Source organism: Bacillus xiapuensis (assembly GCF_002797355.1).
GTDB classification, from domain to species: Bacteria; Bacillota; Bacilli; order Bacillales; family Domibacillaceae; genus Bacillus_CE; species Bacillus_CE xiapuensis.
The window spans coordinates 1,338,627-1,355,174 of record NZ_KZ454939.1 but is presented as its reverse complement, the minus strand read 5'-3'; the positions used below and the strand labels follow the sequence as shown (position 1 = coordinate 1,355,174).

At 44.1% G+C, this 16,548-nt stretch carries 16 protein-coding genes; 3 read left to right on the top strand and 13 right to left on the bottom strand.

Annotated features, from left to right (window positions below; genetic code table 11):
* The first annotated feature begins 149 nt into the window (after window positions 1–149).
* On the top strand, window positions 150–1,487 hold the full coding sequence (locus tag CEF20_RS06710) for a sodium-dependent transporter (RefSeq protein WP_100331075.1): 1,338 nt from the start codon (window positions 150–152) through the stop codon (window positions 1,485–1,487).
* Window positions 1,488–1,708: 221 nt separating this feature from the next.
* Here the strand turns inward: CEF20_RS06710 and CEF20_RS06705 are convergent, their stop codons facing one another.
* The 6 genes from CEF20_RS06705 to CEF20_RS06680 all read right to left on the bottom strand — a co-directional run bounded on the left by CEF20_RS06705 (window position 1,709) and on the right by CEF20_RS06680 (window position 8,562).
* Window positions 1,709–3,217 (bottom strand): FAD-dependent oxidoreductase, encoded by a 1,509-nt coding sequence (locus CEF20_RS06705; RefSeq protein ID WP_100331074.1) that lies wholly within the window; start codon window positions 3,215–3,217, stop codon window positions 1,709–1,711.
* A gap of 154 nt (window positions 3,218–3,371) precedes the next feature.
* A complete protein-coding gene (locus CEF20_RS06700) occupies window positions 3,372–4,349 on the bottom strand; it encodes a metal ABC transporter solute-binding protein, Zn/Mn family (protein ID WP_100331073.1) in 978 nt (325 codons plus the stop codon).
* A 377-nt stretch (window positions 4,350–4,726) separates the two neighbouring features.
* Complete coding sequence (locus CEF20_RS06695; protein WP_232713388.1) at window positions 4,727–5,521, bottom strand: alpha/beta fold hydrolase; 795 nt, start codon at window positions 5,519–5,521, stop codon at window positions 4,727–4,729.
* A 166-nt stretch (window positions 5,522–5,687) separates the two neighbouring features.
* A complete protein-coding gene (map, locus tag CEF20_RS06690) occupies window positions 5,688–6,431 on the bottom strand; it encodes a type I methionyl aminopeptidase (RefSeq protein WP_100331072.1) in 744 nt (247 codons plus the stop codon).
* 73 nt (window positions 6,432–6,504) lie between these two features.
* Window positions 6,505–7,695, bottom strand: a complete 1,191-nt coding sequence (locus CEF20_RS06685) for an amidohydrolase (protein WP_100331071.1) — start codon at window positions 7,693–7,695, stop codon at window positions 6,505–6,507.
* A gap of 228 nt (window positions 7,696–7,923) precedes the next feature.
* Window positions 7,924–8,562 carry an HAD-IA family hydrolase gene (locus tag CEF20_RS06680; RefSeq protein ID WP_100331070.1) on the bottom strand — a complete coding sequence of 213 codons (639 nt, stop codon included), beginning with the start codon at window positions 8,560–8,562 and terminating at the stop codon, window positions 7,924–7,926.
* Window positions 8,563–8,746: 184 nt separating this feature from the next.
* Here CEF20_RS06680 and CEF20_RS06675 point away from each other — a divergent pair, with 184 nt between their 5' ends.
* The gene (locus CEF20_RS06675; RefSeq protein WP_100331069.1) at window positions 8,747–9,493 is read left to right on the top strand and encodes a YwaF family protein; all 747 of its coding nucleotides are present in this window, start codon (window positions 8,747–8,749) and stop codon (window positions 9,491–9,493) included.
* Window positions 9,486–9,653 carry a hypothetical protein gene (locus tag CEF20_RS16550; RefSeq protein ID WP_157796210.1) on the top strand — a complete coding sequence of 56 codons (168 nt, stop codon included), beginning with the start codon at window positions 9,486–9,488 and terminating at the stop codon, window positions 9,651–9,653. The genes CEF20_RS06675 and CEF20_RS16550 overlap by 8 nt, the downstream gene beginning before the upstream one ends.
* A gap of 116 nt (window positions 9,654–9,769) precedes the next feature.
* On the opposite strand, the gene CEF20_RS06670 is transcribed toward CEF20_RS16550, so the two are convergent.
* From CEF20_RS06670 to CEF20_RS06635, 7 genes are all read right to left on the bottom strand, one after another.
* Window positions 9,770–10,993 (bottom strand): MFS transporter, encoded by a 1,224-nt coding sequence (locus CEF20_RS06670; protein WP_100331068.1) that lies wholly within the window; start codon window positions 10,991–10,993, stop codon window positions 9,770–9,772.
* A gap of 18 nt (window positions 10,994–11,011) precedes the next feature.
* Window positions 11,012–11,890, bottom strand: a complete 879-nt coding sequence (locus CEF20_RS06665) for a TetR/AcrR family transcriptional regulator (RefSeq protein WP_100331067.1) — start codon at window positions 11,888–11,890, stop codon at window positions 11,012–11,014.
* A gap of 836 nt (window positions 11,891–12,726) precedes the next feature.
* Window positions 12,727–13,740: a ThiF family adenylyltransferase gene (locus CEF20_RS06655; protein ID WP_100331065.1), complete on the bottom strand. Its 1,014-nt coding sequence runs from the start codon at window positions 13,738–13,740 to the stop codon at window positions 12,727–12,729.
* Window positions 13,741–13,752: 12 nt separating this feature from the next.
* On the bottom strand, window positions 13,753–13,956 hold the full coding sequence (gene thiS / locus CEF20_RS06650) for a sulfur carrier protein ThiS (protein ID WP_100331064.1): 204 nt from the start codon (window positions 13,954–13,956) through the stop codon (window positions 13,753–13,755).
* The gene (locus CEF20_RS06645) at window positions 13,953–14,567 is read right to left on the bottom strand and encodes a thiamine phosphate synthase (RefSeq protein WP_157796209.1); all 615 of its coding nucleotides are present in this window, start codon (window positions 14,565–14,567) and stop codon (window positions 13,953–13,955) included. Before CEF20_RS06645 ends, thiS begins: the two co-directional genes overlap by 4 nt.
* A 10-nt stretch (window positions 14,568–14,577) precedes the next feature.
* Window positions 14,578–15,687 carry a 2-iminoacetate synthase ThiH gene (gene thiH / locus CEF20_RS06640; protein WP_100331062.1) on the bottom strand — a complete coding sequence of 370 codons (1,110 nt, stop codon included), beginning with the start codon at window positions 15,685–15,687 and terminating at the stop codon, window positions 14,578–14,580.
* Window positions 15,688–15,702: 15 nt separating this feature from the next.
* The gene (locus tag CEF20_RS06635) at window positions 15,703–16,467 is read right to left on the bottom strand and encodes a thiazole synthase (protein ID WP_100331061.1); all 765 of its coding nucleotides are present in this window, start codon (window positions 16,465–16,467) and stop codon (window positions 15,703–15,705) included.
* Window positions 16,468–16,548 lie beyond the last annotated feature (81 nt).

The window sequence follows — 16,548 nt, the reverse complement described above, 5'->3', positions numbered from 1 at the left end:
ATTTCATTGGGAAGCGGAGGTCTTGCGGCAGCTTCTATGCCGGACAAAACGGATCATCTTCTTCAAGAAATTCAAATACATTCTTTCTTATTTAAATAAACTATTATATGATGTTTAAATAATAGGAAGAGAAATGGGGATTTAAACGTATGAATCAAACAGAACAATGGACATCAAAGATTGGCTTTATATTAGCCTCAGCCGGTTCTGCAATTGGGATCGGAGCGATATGGAAGCTTCCCTACGTAACGGGAACGAGCGGCGGCGGAGCTTTTTTTCTTCTTTTTGTCTTATTTACTGCTTTAATTGGACTTCCTTTACTGCTCGGGGAATTTGTCATTGGGCGCAGTTCACAGAAAGAAGCGATTAGAGCTTATCAGCATATAGCCCCTAAATCTTTTTGGCCCGTCACTGGATATATCGGGGTCATCACTTGCTTTATCCTATTGTCCTTCTACAGTGTCATCGGAGGCTGGATATTGCACTATTTGCTGTTAGGGTTCACCGGTCAGCTGCATGCCACCGAAGATTATGGCGCCTTGTTTGCTGAATCGATTGCCTCGCCGTTCTGGTCTGTCGGCGCTCAATTGGCCTTCTTATTTATTACCATTATCGTCGTATCGCGGGGAATTCAAAACGGGATTGAAGCGGCCAATAAATATTTAATGCCGGCACTCTTTCTCATTTTTATCGCGATTATCATCCGTTCACTTACGCTTGATAATGCCGCAGCCGGCGTTGAATTCTTTTTAAAGCCTGATTTTTCTCAGCTTTCATCCAAAGATGTACTATTTGCTTTAGGACAGTCTTTCTTTTCATTGAGTGTTGGGGTGTCCGTGATGGTCACTTACAGTTCTTACTTAGATAAAACGCAAAATCTCGGTAAGTCCGCTTTGTCAATCGCCGGTCTGAACGTGATCATTTCCATGCTTTCAGGCTTAGCTATTTTTCCGGCAGTCTTTTCATTAGGAGTAGAGCCCGAAGCTGGTCCAGGACTTTTATTTATTGTACTGCCATCAATATTCCAGCAAATTCCTTTCGGGATCGTATTTTTAATGTTATTTTTAGCTTTATTTTTATTTGCGACACTGACATCGGCCTTTTCTATGCTGGAAATCATTGTTGCTTCGATCGCTAAAGGAGACCGTTCAAAACGAAAGAGCTTATCCTGGTTAGCCGGACTGCTTATTTTCCTAGTCGGTATCCCGTCCGCTTTATCATTTGGCGTATTGAGCGAGGTCGTGATCTTTAATAAAACGATTTTTGATGCGGCTGATTTTCTTGTGAGCAACCTCTTAATGCCGATTGGGGCCTTTTTAATTGCGATCTTTATTCCATTAAAAATGAATAAGCAGCTTTTATACGATGAGCTGTCCAAAGGAGCCGGCAATATTAAAAGCTGGTTCGCCCTGTGGCTCCTGCTGCTGCGCTTCGTCGTTCCCGTTGTGATTATAATCGTATTTCTGGATGTCATCGGCATCATCTAAAATCCATCTTGCAAGAGCTAATAAGAAGAGGCTGGGACAAATGGTTTTAAGCTAATAAAAAAGCCGAACTATTATTTAGAACTCTCCTTTAGAGTTTCGTAATAGTTCGGCTTTATTTTTTTCATGTTTTTTATTAAACACAATGATTCGGCTTTCATGACAGCAAATTTAGTTATGTCCCAGACCCTTTAGCATTAGCAATCGGCGTTTTTTATTAAATATTAATCTCTTCCTATTTTTCTTAACGGTTCAATGGCTGGGCCTTCTACCACCTCACCCGTAACAGCAAAGCGCGAGCCGTGACACGGGCAGTCCCAAGTGCGTTCCGCTTCATTCCACTCGCATTCACAGCCCAAATGAGTGCATGTCGTATCCACAATGTGAACAGTCCCGTCTTCTTCTTTAAAAGCACCAGCGCGCTTTCCTTCCCAATTAATCACGACTCCTTTATTGGGAGGAAGCGCTTCTTGTTCTCTAAATAAACGATCAAGCTTTCCTTTAATAAAGGTGCCGGCCACATCGCTGTTTTGTTTAACAAAGTTTCTTATGCTTGGGTCCGCTGTAAAGCGCTCAGGAGAAAACAGCTCGGCATAACGATTCTGCTTGTTTAAAATTAGATCAGACAGCAGCAGAGCCGATACGATGCTTGATGTCATCCCCCATTTTTTGAAACCTGTGGCCACATAAATATTTTCGTCTTTTCTGAGCCGCCCAATATACGGGATGTTGTCCAGCGTCACTAAATCCTGCGCCGACCAGCTATGCAGCAATTGTTCAATGCCAAATTCTTTTTCAGCAAAATTGATTAAAGCCTGATAATTTTCTTCAGTTCCTTGTTTTTTACCGGTTTTATGCCCCTCCCCGCCAATTAATAACACCTCTTCTCCATGCAAGCGGGCACTTCGAACAGAGCGTGTTGGCGTTTCAGCTGTAATATACATGCCGCCCGGAAAAGCCGTTTTCGGTTTAATCGCAATCACATAGGAACGCTGAGCATGCATTTTCGCAAAATAAAACCCATCATCATAAAAAGGAAAATGACTGGCGATTACGATATGATCTCCAATTGCTTTGGCTCCATCTTTCGTGATGACTGTTTGCCGATCCCCTTTTTCGATGTCTTTGGCTACCGTCGATTCATATATTTCTCCGCCGTTTTCTGTAATATATTGAATGAGGGGAGATAAAAATTTCAGCGGATGAAATTGCCCTTGGCCTTCCATGGAAACCGCTTCCTTAAAAGGCGTTTTCCATGGCATTGTATCTGTCAATGAGCCGGCAATCCCCAGCTGCTTATAGCTCTCTGCTTCATTTTTAACCGTCTCGGTTTCTTTATCAGCGTTGGTATAAACAAACGCAGTTTCATCTTCCCAATCACAGTCGATCTTATTTTCTTGAATGACGCGCCTAACCCATTGCAGCGCTTCCTGATTCGCTTCATAATATAATCGCGCTTGCTGCTCGCCAATCGTTTGTATCAGCTGGTCATATATCAGGTTATGCTGAGACGTCACTTTAGCTGTCGTATGGCCCGTCGTCCCGTTGACGAGCTTCGTGGACTCCAATAACACGACCTTCTTTCCAGCTTTGGTCAGCAAATAGGCGCTGACAATTCCTGTGATCCCGCCGCCGACAATCACCGTATCAGCAAACGCTGTTTCTTTTAAAGCAGGAAATGAAGGAGCGCTTCCTTCTTCCTTCCACATCGGTTGATGAGATTTGTTCGACATGTCCTTTCCCTCCTCAAAAACTGTTCCTTTTGTTTATCTTCCCAAACTTGAGGAAAAGTATGCCAAGGAAATCCCGTATTCCAAAATCGCGCAAAGCCGGTTATGGCCAATAAAAAATGCTCTTCGCCAGGCGAAGAAGCATTTTTTATTGCGATTATTCCATTGCTTTTTTCAAAGTTTGAATATTTTTTTCCATCAGAGTGAAATAATTTTCCTTATTTCTTTTATCTTCCTCCGTCAGCACGGCTGCATTATGAATGTGCAGCGCTTTGGCGTTAATTTCATTTTGCACGACTTGCGCCACTTTAGGCGTAATATTCTGCTCAAAGATTACAAACTTCGTCCGATGTTTCTTTGCTGTCTCAATGATCTCTTTGAGCTGTTTTTGTGACGGTTCGTTTGCAGGCGACAATCCCGCCACACCGATCTGCTCGATGCCGTAATGGTCTTCCCAATATCCGAAGGCGGAATGGGAGACGAGAAACTGTTTATGAGCCGCCCCTTCAGCCATTTCATGAAAGTCTTGATCAAGCTTTTCCAGCTTGGATTTAAGCTCCTCGTAATTGCGCTGAAACTTCGCTTTATTTTCTGGCTGCAGTTTCACCAGTTCATCTTTAATTGTTTCAGCCATCTCGATGGATAATACTGGATCAATCCAAACATGCGGGTCTGCAGAACCGTGATGGTGGCCGTCCTCATGATTGTGTACCTGCTCTTCTTCAGAATGATCCTGCTGCTTCAGGACTTTATGATGATCTTTTTGAAGAGCGGTCAAATCCATGCTTTTTCCAACCTCTAACACGTTAACGGATTCGCTTTTCATTGTTTCTTTCACCTTATCACCGAACGGCTCCAATCCAAGCCCGTTATATATAAACATGTCTCCGCCAGCAATGTCGATCATTGTCTTCGAAGTCGGTTCAAAAGTATGCGCATCCGCTCCAGCCGGCAGAATGCTTTCAACATCCACATGTTCCTTCCCTATTTCTTCGGTAAAATAACTTAAAGGATAAATCGTTGTATAAATAGTTAGCTTTCCGTCTCTTTTATTATCTGCGTTTTCCTTGCCTCCGCACGCAGCCAGGATCATCATAACTGACAGAAAGACAGTTAAATGAATGTATCGTTTCATCCCGATCCTCCTTCTTATTTAACACTGACTTGGAAATTATATCGTAATGATTACGGTTTGTAAATAGTAATAATTACGATTTATCTTTCATATAAGACTCCGCTTTGAAAATGAAACAGCAGCTGAAAGGCTCAGCGGAGGATCACGCAGCGAAATCCCCGATTCACTCAGGCCTGCAAGATGCAAATGACAAAGGCGCTGCGATGCTAGCCTCTGTTCTTCTTTTCATCAGCAGGGATGAAAGAAAAAACTGCGGTTAGAAGGCACTTATGATATCAAAGCATTAAAAAGGGCCCGTCCAACGACTGTCGGAAGCCCCTTTTTATTGCAGACAAACACTTCAGATGTATAGCTCTTCTTGACAATTAGCCGGCTCTCTATTGAGCTTGCTTAATATTCCTTTCACTTTCCAGCAAAAACTGGATTGCCGCTTCATTAAATTCTTTGCTCTTTTCGACATTGCAGACATGTCCGCAGCCTTGAATAGACTTCATGGAAGCATAGGGATCCTGAGCAATATCCCGGTCAAGCTGTTTGATAAACAAATGGTCCTCCGAGCCTGAGATATATAATTTAGGGATGCCTTTGGAGGACTCTGGCACTCCGCCATACACATTCTCAACTGTATCCACTAAATGGAACCATGCCAAAAAATCACGTCTTTTCATTTTAGCTGCTTGATTCACAAATAATGTGCGTGATCTCCGATTCATTTTTCCCGGCATAATAAGATAGGCACATATTTTATACAGCCACAAAAACGGAGTAAAAGATTTCAAAAGCTTTCCTGCTTGCACCAGTACTTTAGAAAATAAATTAAATTTCGTAATCGCCCCGCCCATAACCGCTGATCGTACCCTGTCCGGAGAGATTTTTAAAATATAGTGTATGATAATTGTCCCGAGAGAAATCCCGATAAAATGAGCCTTTTTAATGACTAAATAATCCATGAGCCGGATTACTTCCCCCGCCACTGTTTCCAGGCTGAAAGGCCCTAATTCTTCTACACCCGGAGACTTTCCATGCCCGGGTAGATGAACAGATAATATATTAAAATGCCTCTTTAAAGCTTTTAAATTACTGTAAAAAATACTAGAGTTCCCGCCCATCCCATGAATGAGAACCACGTATTCTTCTGAATTGGAATGTTCATATAACTTGTAATCTAGCAACGAGTCAAACCCCTTTACTTAATCTGAATGCAGCTATCCATTAAGGATACTCTATTTCGGAGCTTTCCACAATAAAAAAGGGCCTGGCCCCCATTATTGTAAGCAAAAGTTCATACTTTCGCTTAAGTGATTGCGCAAGGGGTCAGTCCTCTTTACTTCATCCTCATTATTTTGTTAAAATAATCGGCTCACCTTTGGTAATGACAAGCGTATGTTCTATTTGTGCCACTTTGCTGCCGTCAGGCGTTTTAAACGTCCATCCGTCACCGCTTTCAACAATCATCTCTGCCCCTGTGGAAATAAACGGTTCAAAAGCAATTACCGTTCCCTCCTTCAGAAGAGCGTTGTCCCAAGGATCAAAATAATTTAATATATGATCTGGGGCTTCATGAAGCGAGCGGCCGACGCCGTGTCCTGTTAAATTTTTGATGACGGTAAATCCTTGGCGGTGAGCTTCATTGATGACCGCTTTCCCGATTTGATTTTGCTTAGATCCCGCTTTTGCTTTCAGCAAGCCTCTCTCAAAAGCACTTTCTGCGGCTTCACATAATTTAGTTAAAATCGGGTCTCCTTTGCCAACGACGAAAGAAATTCCCGTATCAGCAAAGTAGCCGTCATACGAACCGGAAACATCGATGTTCACCAAATCCCCTTCCTGAATGACGCGCTTTCCCGGAATGCCATGAGCTACCTCGTCATTGACACTAATGCAAGTAAATCCCGGAAAATCATATTCGTCTTTCGGTCCGGAAACGGCTCCGTGACGGCTAAATAATTCTCCACCGAGAAGGTCCAATTCCTTCGTCGTAACGCCCGGCTTTGTGGCCGCACGCATCGCATCACGAATTTCAGCAACAATCTTGCCAATTTTTTTCAGAGCCTGAAGCTCTTTATCGTTTTTAATAATCATAAAACTCTTCCTTCTTCTTTAATTTATCTACTGTAAATACTATACAGAAACAAATGGTGGTTGAAAAGTTTTTTTACTTCCGCTCACTTTTCTCCATTAAAAAGCGAACGGCAGCCGCAGCTAGAATTTTTCCCGCGTGGAGCATGGCCCGCTCATCAATATCGAACAGCGGGTGATGGTGAGGATATTTGGCCCCTGACTGGATATTTCCTGCACCTGTTAGAAAAAACGCGCCAGGCACTTCCTGCAAGTAATAAGAGAAATCCTCTCCTACCATTAATGGCTCTGTAATAAAACAGTGATCCTCCCCAAGAATCTCTTTAGCCGCTGATTGAACAAGCGACGTTTCCTGCTCATGGTTGATGACGGACGGATAGCCGGGCTGATAGCGAAAATGGCAGCTGGCTCCTGCTGATTCACACAGCGTCCGCAGAATCGCTTCCATTTTTACCTGAACGGCCTTTCGCGTTTCTTCTTGAAACGTTCGGACCGTTCCTGTAATGGAAACTTGGTCGGCGATAATATTAAAGGCATCCCCTCCGTGAAACGTGCCGACCGATATAACAGCGGAATCCAACGGGCTGACCGATCGGCTAATAATTTGCTGAAGCAGTTGCACATAGTTCGTTCCGATGACGATCGGATCGATGGTTTCATGGGGCATTGCGCCATGGCCCCCTTTGCCGATTATCTCCACTTCGAACCGGTCAGCTGCTGCCATGATGGCTTTGGAAGTAAAGCCGGCTTTTCCAACGGGGATGGTGGTCCATAAATGCGTACCAAAAATCGCGTCCACTCCGTCTAAACAGCCGTCTTCAATCATCGCTTTCGCTCCTCCTGGAACAAGCTCTTCCGCGAACTGGTGGATTAGCACAATGTTCCCCTCAAGCAAATGGCGCTTTTCCTGCAGCACTTTCGCAACGGAAAGCAGCGTAGCTGTATGGGCATCATGGCCGCAAGCATGCATTTTCCCCGGCACCTTCGACCGGTAAGGCACATTCTTTTGATCCTGAAGAGGCAAGGCATCGAAGTCTGCCCGCAGCGCGACCGTCTTCCCCGGTTTCTCTCCGCGGATACAGCCGACGACTCCGCGGCCGCCCACGCCTGTTCTAATATCAATCCCCAGATTTCCGAGAAATTCAGCGATCAACCGCGGAGTTTCCACCTCTTCAAAGGAAAGTTCAGGATGCTGGTGCAGATGCCTTCTTATTTGAACCGTCTCCTGAAAGTTATTTTCTAAAAGCTGATAGATGTCTTCTAACATAGTCCAAGCCTCCCTTAGTGTATGCGGCCCTTCCAGCAGCGGGAGCGCTGTTTTTTCTCTCCGCTGTCTGTTCGTTAGTGTTCATCTCCCGCTCAGGCCTCGTCTTCCTCTCATCCTTGAAGGAGAGATAAAGGCAGCTTTCATCAGTGATCCTCACTGATGAAAGAAAGAACAAAAGCTAGCCCCGCCTGCCTAAAAGAAGGAAAAGCTGCTCCGTTCGGCAGCTTTTCACGAAATATTCCATTTTAATAATATCGGCAATACATCAGCCGGTTCATTGGCAATATAATCGGGGTTGGCATTTAACGCTACTTCTTCGTCATCATATCCCCAGCCTGCCCAAATCACTTTTACTCCTACTTTGTTGCAAGCGGAAATATCCCGTTCCTCGTCTCCAATATATAGCGCATCAGATGGCTTTAATTTGTATTTATTCAGCAGTTTCTTTAGCATTTTATCTTTGCTGAAAATGTATTTGGAGCATAAAATATCGTCAAAATAATTCACTTGATGCGCTTCTAATGATCGGCCGATAATGTCTTTGGCATTGGACGATATGATCGCCAGCCGATAGCCGTGATTTTTCAGCTCATCAAGAAGTTCCTTTATGCCCGGAAAGAACTTCAGATCATTTTGCGATTCTCTGACAAAGCGGTATAACTTCGGCGCAGCGAACGGTATATTTCTAATTGGAAAGTTTAAATATCGGCAGCGTTCAGGAATCGTCATCTTGCTCAACCGGTCAATTTCGGATTCTTGAACGGTGCGATAGCCTTCTTTCTCAGCCAATTGATTGTAAGCCGCAAGAAATACCTTCAAAGAATTCGCCAGAGTTCCATCAAAGTCAAACACTATATATTTCGCCATCGGTCGCAGCACCCCTTATTCATTTGCCTTCTTTCATCAATATTATAACAATATTAAGAATAATTCACATCCTTTATCCGCTATTTTAACGCTGATTTAACATTAGAATATTATAATAAAATCAGCAGTCTAGCACTTAGCTGCTTTAAAATATGTTAATCTTGAAAAGAAAGGGGGAAAAAGAATGGATTGGTTTGGCAGTAGCTATAAAGAGTTCGACTTTCAAATGTATTCAACCAGCCATATTATAGTGCTGCTCTGTATGCTCCTGCTTGTGGGCAGCATTTATAAGTTTAGGCAACAGCTAAGAGCGCCCCGCTTCAGAATTATGGAAATCGCTCTCGCTGTTTTTCTCCTGGTTCTTGAAGCTGTGTACCAGCTATGGATGATCGTCAGCAGCAGCTGGGATGCGAGCCATGCTTTGCCGCTTGAGCTGTGCAGCATCGGTCTGTTTTTAACAGCCGCTTTATTAATTACCAGAAAGAAAATAATTTATGAAGTGTCATTATTTACTGGATTATTAGGCGCGTCTCAAGCGCTGTTTACGCCATTTTTAAACTATGATTTTCCTCATTTCCGCTTTTTTCATTTTTTTATTACCCATCTGCTGATTTTTTCAGTTCCGTTTTATTTCACGTGGGTGAAAGGCTTCCGGCCAACGATTTATTCTGTCGTCAAAACAATGGCCTTCTTAAATATTCTCCTGCCTGTCATCTTCATTGTGAACCTGCTAGTTGACGGTAATTACTTATATATAGCCCGCAAACCCGAAAACGCCAGTCTTCTGGATGTTCTCGGTCCTTACCCTTGGTATATATTGACCTTGGAATTCGTTGCTTTGAGCTTAAGTTTATTGATTTGGCTCCTCTTCAGGCAAAAAGAAACGAACATTCAGTCGAATCGGCCGTTTCAGCGGGAAACCTATGAATAAAAGAATAGATAAGCAGCTCCTGCCGCCGAAACAAACCGTTTCATCGGCTTGCTTCATAGAATATTGGCTCTCGGCTAATCCGCCGCGGCAACTGCCGATTTCCAATCCTTTTTATCATAAGCTTTCTTTCCTCCTGATGTTTCTTCAGCTTTCTATGTAAAACGGCTGATCACTGCACTGTTAAACCGCTAGAATTGCATGGCTGCAACAGAAAACAGAAGAAACAGCCAGCTTAGCTCCAGTGCAGAGCCAAACTGGCTGTTTCTTTAATGGCGATTAACGAACACGTTCACTGTATCCGATCCGGCTCTGGGAACCGCCTGCCGCTTTTCTTGTTTTCGCCCATTTTAGGCTAATCAAAAGGCATGCTGCAATAATGAGCGCACCAAACACGTAAGGAAGCCCCATATTGATATCAAACAATGTCCCGGCAAGAGCTGGGCCAATCACATTTCCAATACTCATATAGGCATTGTTCATGCCGGCTGCAAAACCTTGTTCATCACCAGCCATTTTGGACACCATCGTATTAATCGCCGGACGAAGAAGAGAGGCCGCGATAAAGAACACAGACGAGATCACCATAACGGACCAGAATCCTTGGGCTAGCAAAAGTGAGAGCATAGCAAAGCCCGCAGCTACCAAGCTTACGTTCATCACAGGAATTTCACCGAATCGTCTTAAAGTACGATCAAGAACAAAAGCCTGCACGATCACCCCAATCATTCCGGCGGTCACCATTAAAACCGAGATGTCCATAGGCTCAAAGCCGAATTTTATATCCGCAAATAAGCTGATCGTCGATTGGAAGTTAGCTAAACCAAATGACAAAGTAAACATCATGATTAACAGGGCAAAATAAGGGGTTTTGACTGAAAGAATCAGCTGTTTCCACAAACTGTCCCTCTTCTTGGCGTCAGCTGAGAAATGGGCAGCTTGCCGAGTTTCCGGCAGAAAAGCGACAGATACGACTGCCGATAGTGCCGCCACAGCTGCGGCTATAAAAAAAGGCGCCCTTAAGCCAAATTCTGATAAGAAGCCGCCGATTCCTGGGCCAATCACAAAACCTAAGGACATGGACGCTCCCAATCGCCCCATTCCTTTGGCCCGATTCTCCATTGTCGTGATATCGGCGACATAGGCCATCATGGAAGGAATCATAAAGGCACCGCCCATTCCTCCAAGAACTCTTGATACGTACAAAAGCCATAACTGATTGGTTAAACCGAAGAGAAGCTGTGAGAATGAAAACAGCACAAGCCCGAATACTATCGTTTTCTTGCGTCCGAGTCTATCGGACAAATCGCCGGCAAGCGGTGAAAAAAGAAATTGAGCGAATGCAAACGTAGCAATTAATAAGCCAAACGCCTTCCCGCCCACACCAAATTCCTGGATAACCGTAGGCATAATCGGAATAATGACACCAATTCCAGTCATGGCAATAAACATGTTCACCATCAATATATATAAAGGAAATTCGCTGCTTTGTTTGAATTTCATTTTAACGCCTTCTTTCCATTACCTTTTATTTTGCCGAATGGTTCTCTCCAGCTCGGCAACCAATGGTTTTACACAGGCAATTTCCTTCAAGTTGGCCAGCATGCCTTTTACAATGGCTGCTTTTGGACTAATCTCCATTAATTCCTTCTCTAAAAGAGCAATCGATTCTAACGCAACCCCTCGCGCTTCTCCGAGTGACTGGCTGTTTGTTAACTGAATTCTAATCTTATTCACATATACTAACGGATGAATCGATTCCCGAGTCTCTTGCTGGCCAGCTTTGAAAAAAAGTGATTCTTTAAAAATCGGAGAAGCGTCACTGTCCTTCAGAACGGTAAATATCCCATTTAATTGGCGGATCAAATACCGGGAAAGCTCTATAAACGGAACAGATAGCTGCTTTTCCTTCATCCATTTCATGTAAGCGACCATCATGCCCGTTAAAGAGCAGGCAAGATCTGATGCATACCTCCGCGCGGCTTCTCCGTAAATCATTATGATATTTTGTTCAATATGCTGGAGCTGTTTCCCATTTTGTTTTCGAATATAGAGATTGAGCGCTGAATCATCCAATCTGCGAATTTCTTTCATTTGCATGATATAGAATTCCTGAAACTCGTAATAATGCTCCATTTGAATGGCCACTTCATGAATAAACTGTTCATTATCGCTTTTAAAGCGGCGCTGTCTTGCCATAACTAATTTATCCTCCAGAAGCTGAAAGTAATAAACAAAAATCTCGAACAGCAGTTCTTCTTTGGAGTTGAAATGCGTATAAAGACTTCCCTTTGATTGACCGCAAATGCTAGCAATTTCTTGCATCGACGTTTGATGAAAGCTCTTCTTGGAAAACAGCTTCATCGCAGCCAGCAGTATCTTCCGCTTCTTTTCATTCATCGTTCCATCCACCTTATGTCTGATAAGTTCTCATATTGACTACAAAGTCAGTAAAACGTAGTCTAACATATTTCACCTATCAGGTCACGAAAAAAGATTCGTATACCGAAATAAAGTGAGTCTCCAAACAGCAGGGCTTCTCTTCCATATCCCGCTGATAAAAAAACAGACAAAAACAGCTGGAGAAAAACGAATCGTTTATCTCCAGCTGTTTTATTTTTAAAGCTTACCAAATTATTTTTTTATCTTTAAAATGTCTGTCTCTTTTCCCTGTCCCATTTCTCTTTTGAAATGACAATTAACCGTTCACCATCACATCATTTAGGGAGCAAATCCGTAAAAAATTAAGACGAATATAAAAAATGATACATACCCAACACAAGCTAATACAGCGATCAAAAACAGAAGCATAACACCCCTTAGCCAATTCCGATCAATTAAGCTTGAAATGAACCTGAATATCCTGTACGCAATAATAATGAAGGAAGGAATGATGTATAAGTATGAAAATACACTTACCCATTGCATAAGGCTTTCAAATCCTCCCTCTAAGACAGGGCCCTCTTCTAAATGATACTTAGAGGTAAGGTAATAGAGTCCAAGCAGAAAAACGATAGACAATAAAGAAAAGTAAGAGAGAATAGCCAGTCTTACACTTCTTTTTTCCCCCTTTAGAAAAAGATACATCAGAAGCAAGAAGAGCAGCAATATAATAATTTTAAACATCGTCCACCTCGGATTCATAAAAGTAAAGAAAGGAAGCTTTGAAGGGTGAACCGTTTTGATTCCACTGATCCTTTTCTGAATGCTCCGGCTGTTTATTAAATCATAGCACTTCAGCCAAATATTTGGTAATAAATCTTTTTAGCTGCTAAAACATCTTTAGTGCCGTGAACGAGCATACGACCGTCTTGAAAGAGAACAATGCGCTTCCCTTCAATGCTGGCTGTAAGCAAAAACCCGTTTGAATGAACAGCAATTCCTTGCCGATCAAATAAATCAGCCAGTTCTTTCAGTTGATAGTTTCTTTCCACAGGCGGCCGGATTTGAACGGTATCCCTTCCGCAAAGCACCGCTGTTCTCGTTTGGTTATTCTCTTGTAAAGACGGATATAAGCGCTTTTTCCCGCAAGAGGGACAGTTCTCTCGCTTCAGCGAACGAGCCTGAACAGATGAGTGTGAATTTTTCCAGAGATCAAAGGCCACTAGCTCCTGACGCACCTCAGTGATGTTTCCTGAAAGGATTTTTAAAGCCTCCGCTCCTTGATAGGCGGCCGTCATCTGCACAGCTGCTGAGATTACCCCCATCGTATCACAAGTCATCCCTTCAGCCGGCAATACATCAAGTAAACAGCGGAGACATGGAGTGGTTCCGGGAATAATAGTGAAGCTGATTCCCTGGCTGCCAACACAGCCGCCGTAAATCCAAGGAATTTGATGTTTTTGTGATAAATCATTGATCAAGAAGCGGGTTTCAAAGTTATCGGTACCATCTAAAAGCAGATCGGGACGGCGCTGATCTATTAATTGCTCCAGTTCCCTGGCTCCGGCATCGGCAGTAATCGCCGTCACCTCAACCTCTGAATTGATTTCTAACAGCCTTGTTCTGGCGGCCTCCGCTTTAGGCAGATGGTCTTTGGCATGCTGTTCCGTAAATAATTGCTGACGCTGCAGATTTGTCCAGTCAACATAGTCGCGGTCTATCAGCGTCAGTGAACCGACCCCCGCGCGCGTCAGCATTTCAGCTAATGCCGATCCTAAAGCACCGGCGCCTATTAGCAGTACATGCCGCTTGGCCAAGGAAGCTTGTTCTCCAAGGAAAAGCTCCTGTCTTGAATAACGGTTATCCATGGGACATCCCTCTTATCCTCCTCCGACAAAGTGGACGAGTTCAATTCGATCTCCGTCAGCAATACCGGCTGTCTCCAGTTCATTTTTTGGAATAATCTTGCCGTTCACTTCGACAATCACCGTTTTCCGATCCAAATCAAACGCTTTCAGGAGTGCAGCAGCAGTCGAATCGGACAAATCCACTTTTTCTTTCTTTCCATTGATTACGACGTTCATGAATTCTCCTCCCTTTTTATGGTTTTTTGATAAACAATCGCCTGCTTAATCGGATCGGGACTTCCGAAAACTCCCGACATTACAGCGATTCCGCCTGCGCCAGCTTGTTTGAGCTCTTTGATATGCCCCGGGGCCACCCCGCCTATGGCAATGATTGGAGCAGAGGAAGAGGCGGCTGCTTTTTGCAAAGCTTGCAAGCCAATGGGGGCAAGAAGCGGTTTGCAAGCCGTTTCATAAATATGGCCGAGGAAAATGAAGCTCGCTTGATTTTTCGAGAGCCTTGCTGCTTGATCTGGCCGATGCGCCGAGCACCCGATCAGTTTAGCTGGCGCAAGCTGCCTTGCTTTTATTAAAGGCAGGCTGTCTTCAGTGAGCTGAACCCCGCCCGCATTGACAGCTAAAGCCACGTCCAGCCGATCATTTATAATTAATTTTTGTGAAGGGACTCCGGCTTGCAAGAATCGTTCAGCCCAGCACAGAACTTCTCTTGCCTGCCGATGTTTTTCCCGAATGTGAATATAATCCACAAACGGATGGATGGCCGCAGCAGTGGAGGCGGCTGTTTCGATATCTTGATCGCCCGTTGTGAGCACATGAAGTTGAAAAGTCATCACACTCCTCCTATACGGTAAGAACATCCCAATCTTTGCTGACCGGCTGATAGCCAAGTTCTTTTAACCTTGCTTTCACTTCCGCTACGGACCGTTCATCTGATATTTCAAACTGGCTGTTGTCGTCTATCTTATTGGCATAACCGCCAACCACGGTAGAAGAAGCAGCGGACATCTTTGTGACACCCAATTTGACCAGATGGTCGCGAAATTCTGCTTCTTCGCGTGTTGATAATGTGATGCCAAGTCGCGGCATAAATAATCTGAAAGCCAGCATGGCCTGCACTAAATCTTTGTCTGTAACCTCAACTTTTGGAGCAAACCCGCCGAGATTCGGCCGAATCCGCGGAAAAGAGACTCCGATCTCTGTCTCTAAATACTTCTTCTGCAAATATTGCGCGTGCAGCGCCGTGAAATAGGCTTCCTTGCGCCAATCATCCAAGCCTAATAGCGCTCCAATATTCACCGACCTCATCCCCGCAAGACAGCCTCTTTCCGGTGCATCTAAACGGTAGCGATAGTTTCTTTTCGGCCCCTTTACGTGAAGCTCCTTATAAATGTCTTCATTATATACTTCCTGAAAAACAGTCAAACCGTCCACACCCGCTTGGCATAAGCGTTCGTATTCTTTTGTTTCGAGCGGCTGCACTTCAATGGAAATGGAGGCGGCAGAAGACTTTAAGATTTGCGCGGCTTCAATTAAATAGTCAACGGATGAATGTCTCCGCGATTCGCCCGTCAATAAAATAATGTGCTGTATGCCCATATTGTATAATGCTTCTGCTTCTTCTTTAATTTCTTGAGCTGTCAGCTTTCTTCTAGGAAAATCATTGTCAAAGCTAAAGCTGCAATACGTGCATTTATTAACGCAATAATCTGTTATATAAAGCGGCGCGAAAAGAACGATCACTTTGCCAAAATGCTGCACTGTTAATTGATGGGCTTTTTGCGCCATTTCCTCTAATCTTGTTTGCGCGGCCGGAGATAACAATGCCATCAGATCTCTTTCATCCAGCTGATGCTTAGCAAGCGCCCGGTCGACATCAGCAGCTGTAAATTGCTGAAATAACTGTTCATATGGTTCGTTTTTTATTTGATCATATAGCTCATAGAAACTCAAAATGAAATCCCCCTTTTAATTTAAGAACCCGGTTAATGGTGAGGAAGCAACCGCCTGCTGTGACACGGGGCCTAAGCCGGCCAGGAAAGCTTTTCGGCCCGCTTCGACAGCCAGCCGAAAGGCGACAGCCATATTCACTGGATCTTTTGCCGTGGCGATCGCCGTATTCACAAGCACGGCATCCGCTCCCATCTCCATCGCCTCCGCGGCATCTGACGGCTTGCCGATCCCGGCATCCACAATAATCGGCACCGTTTTTTCCTCAATTAAAATCCGAATCATTTCTTTCATTTTGAGTCCCCGATTGGAACCGATTGGAGAACCTAAAGGCATGACCGCCGCCGCTCCGGCTTGTTCCAGCTTCTTGGCGATCGTCAAATCAGGACTTACATACGGAAGAACCACGAATCCTTCTTTTGCCAGAGCTTCCGTTGCGCGAACGGTTTCTTCGTTATCCGGAAGCAGATACTTTTGATCAGAAATCACTTCTATTTTGATCCAATTTCCCATTCCGGCCGCTTGAGCGAGATGGGCAATCCGCACGGCTTCTTCTGCTGTTCTAGCACCAGAAGTATTGGGAAGAAGCGTCACACCATCCGGAATATCATGCAGGATATTATTCTCCCCTGCCGCAATATCGACTCTTCTCAGCGCTACTGTCACCACTTCCGAGCCAGATTGTTCAAAGGCTTGTCTCATCACCGAGTGGTCAGCAAATTTCCCTGTGCCTGTAAATAAACGATTGGTGAACTGTTTTCCTCCGATTACTAAATGATCCATGTCCTTTCCCCTCTCCTAGTTTAAAATAGATGCGCTTTCGCTTCTCAGCTCCATAAGAAAAGAGCCCGCCACGAAGGCAGG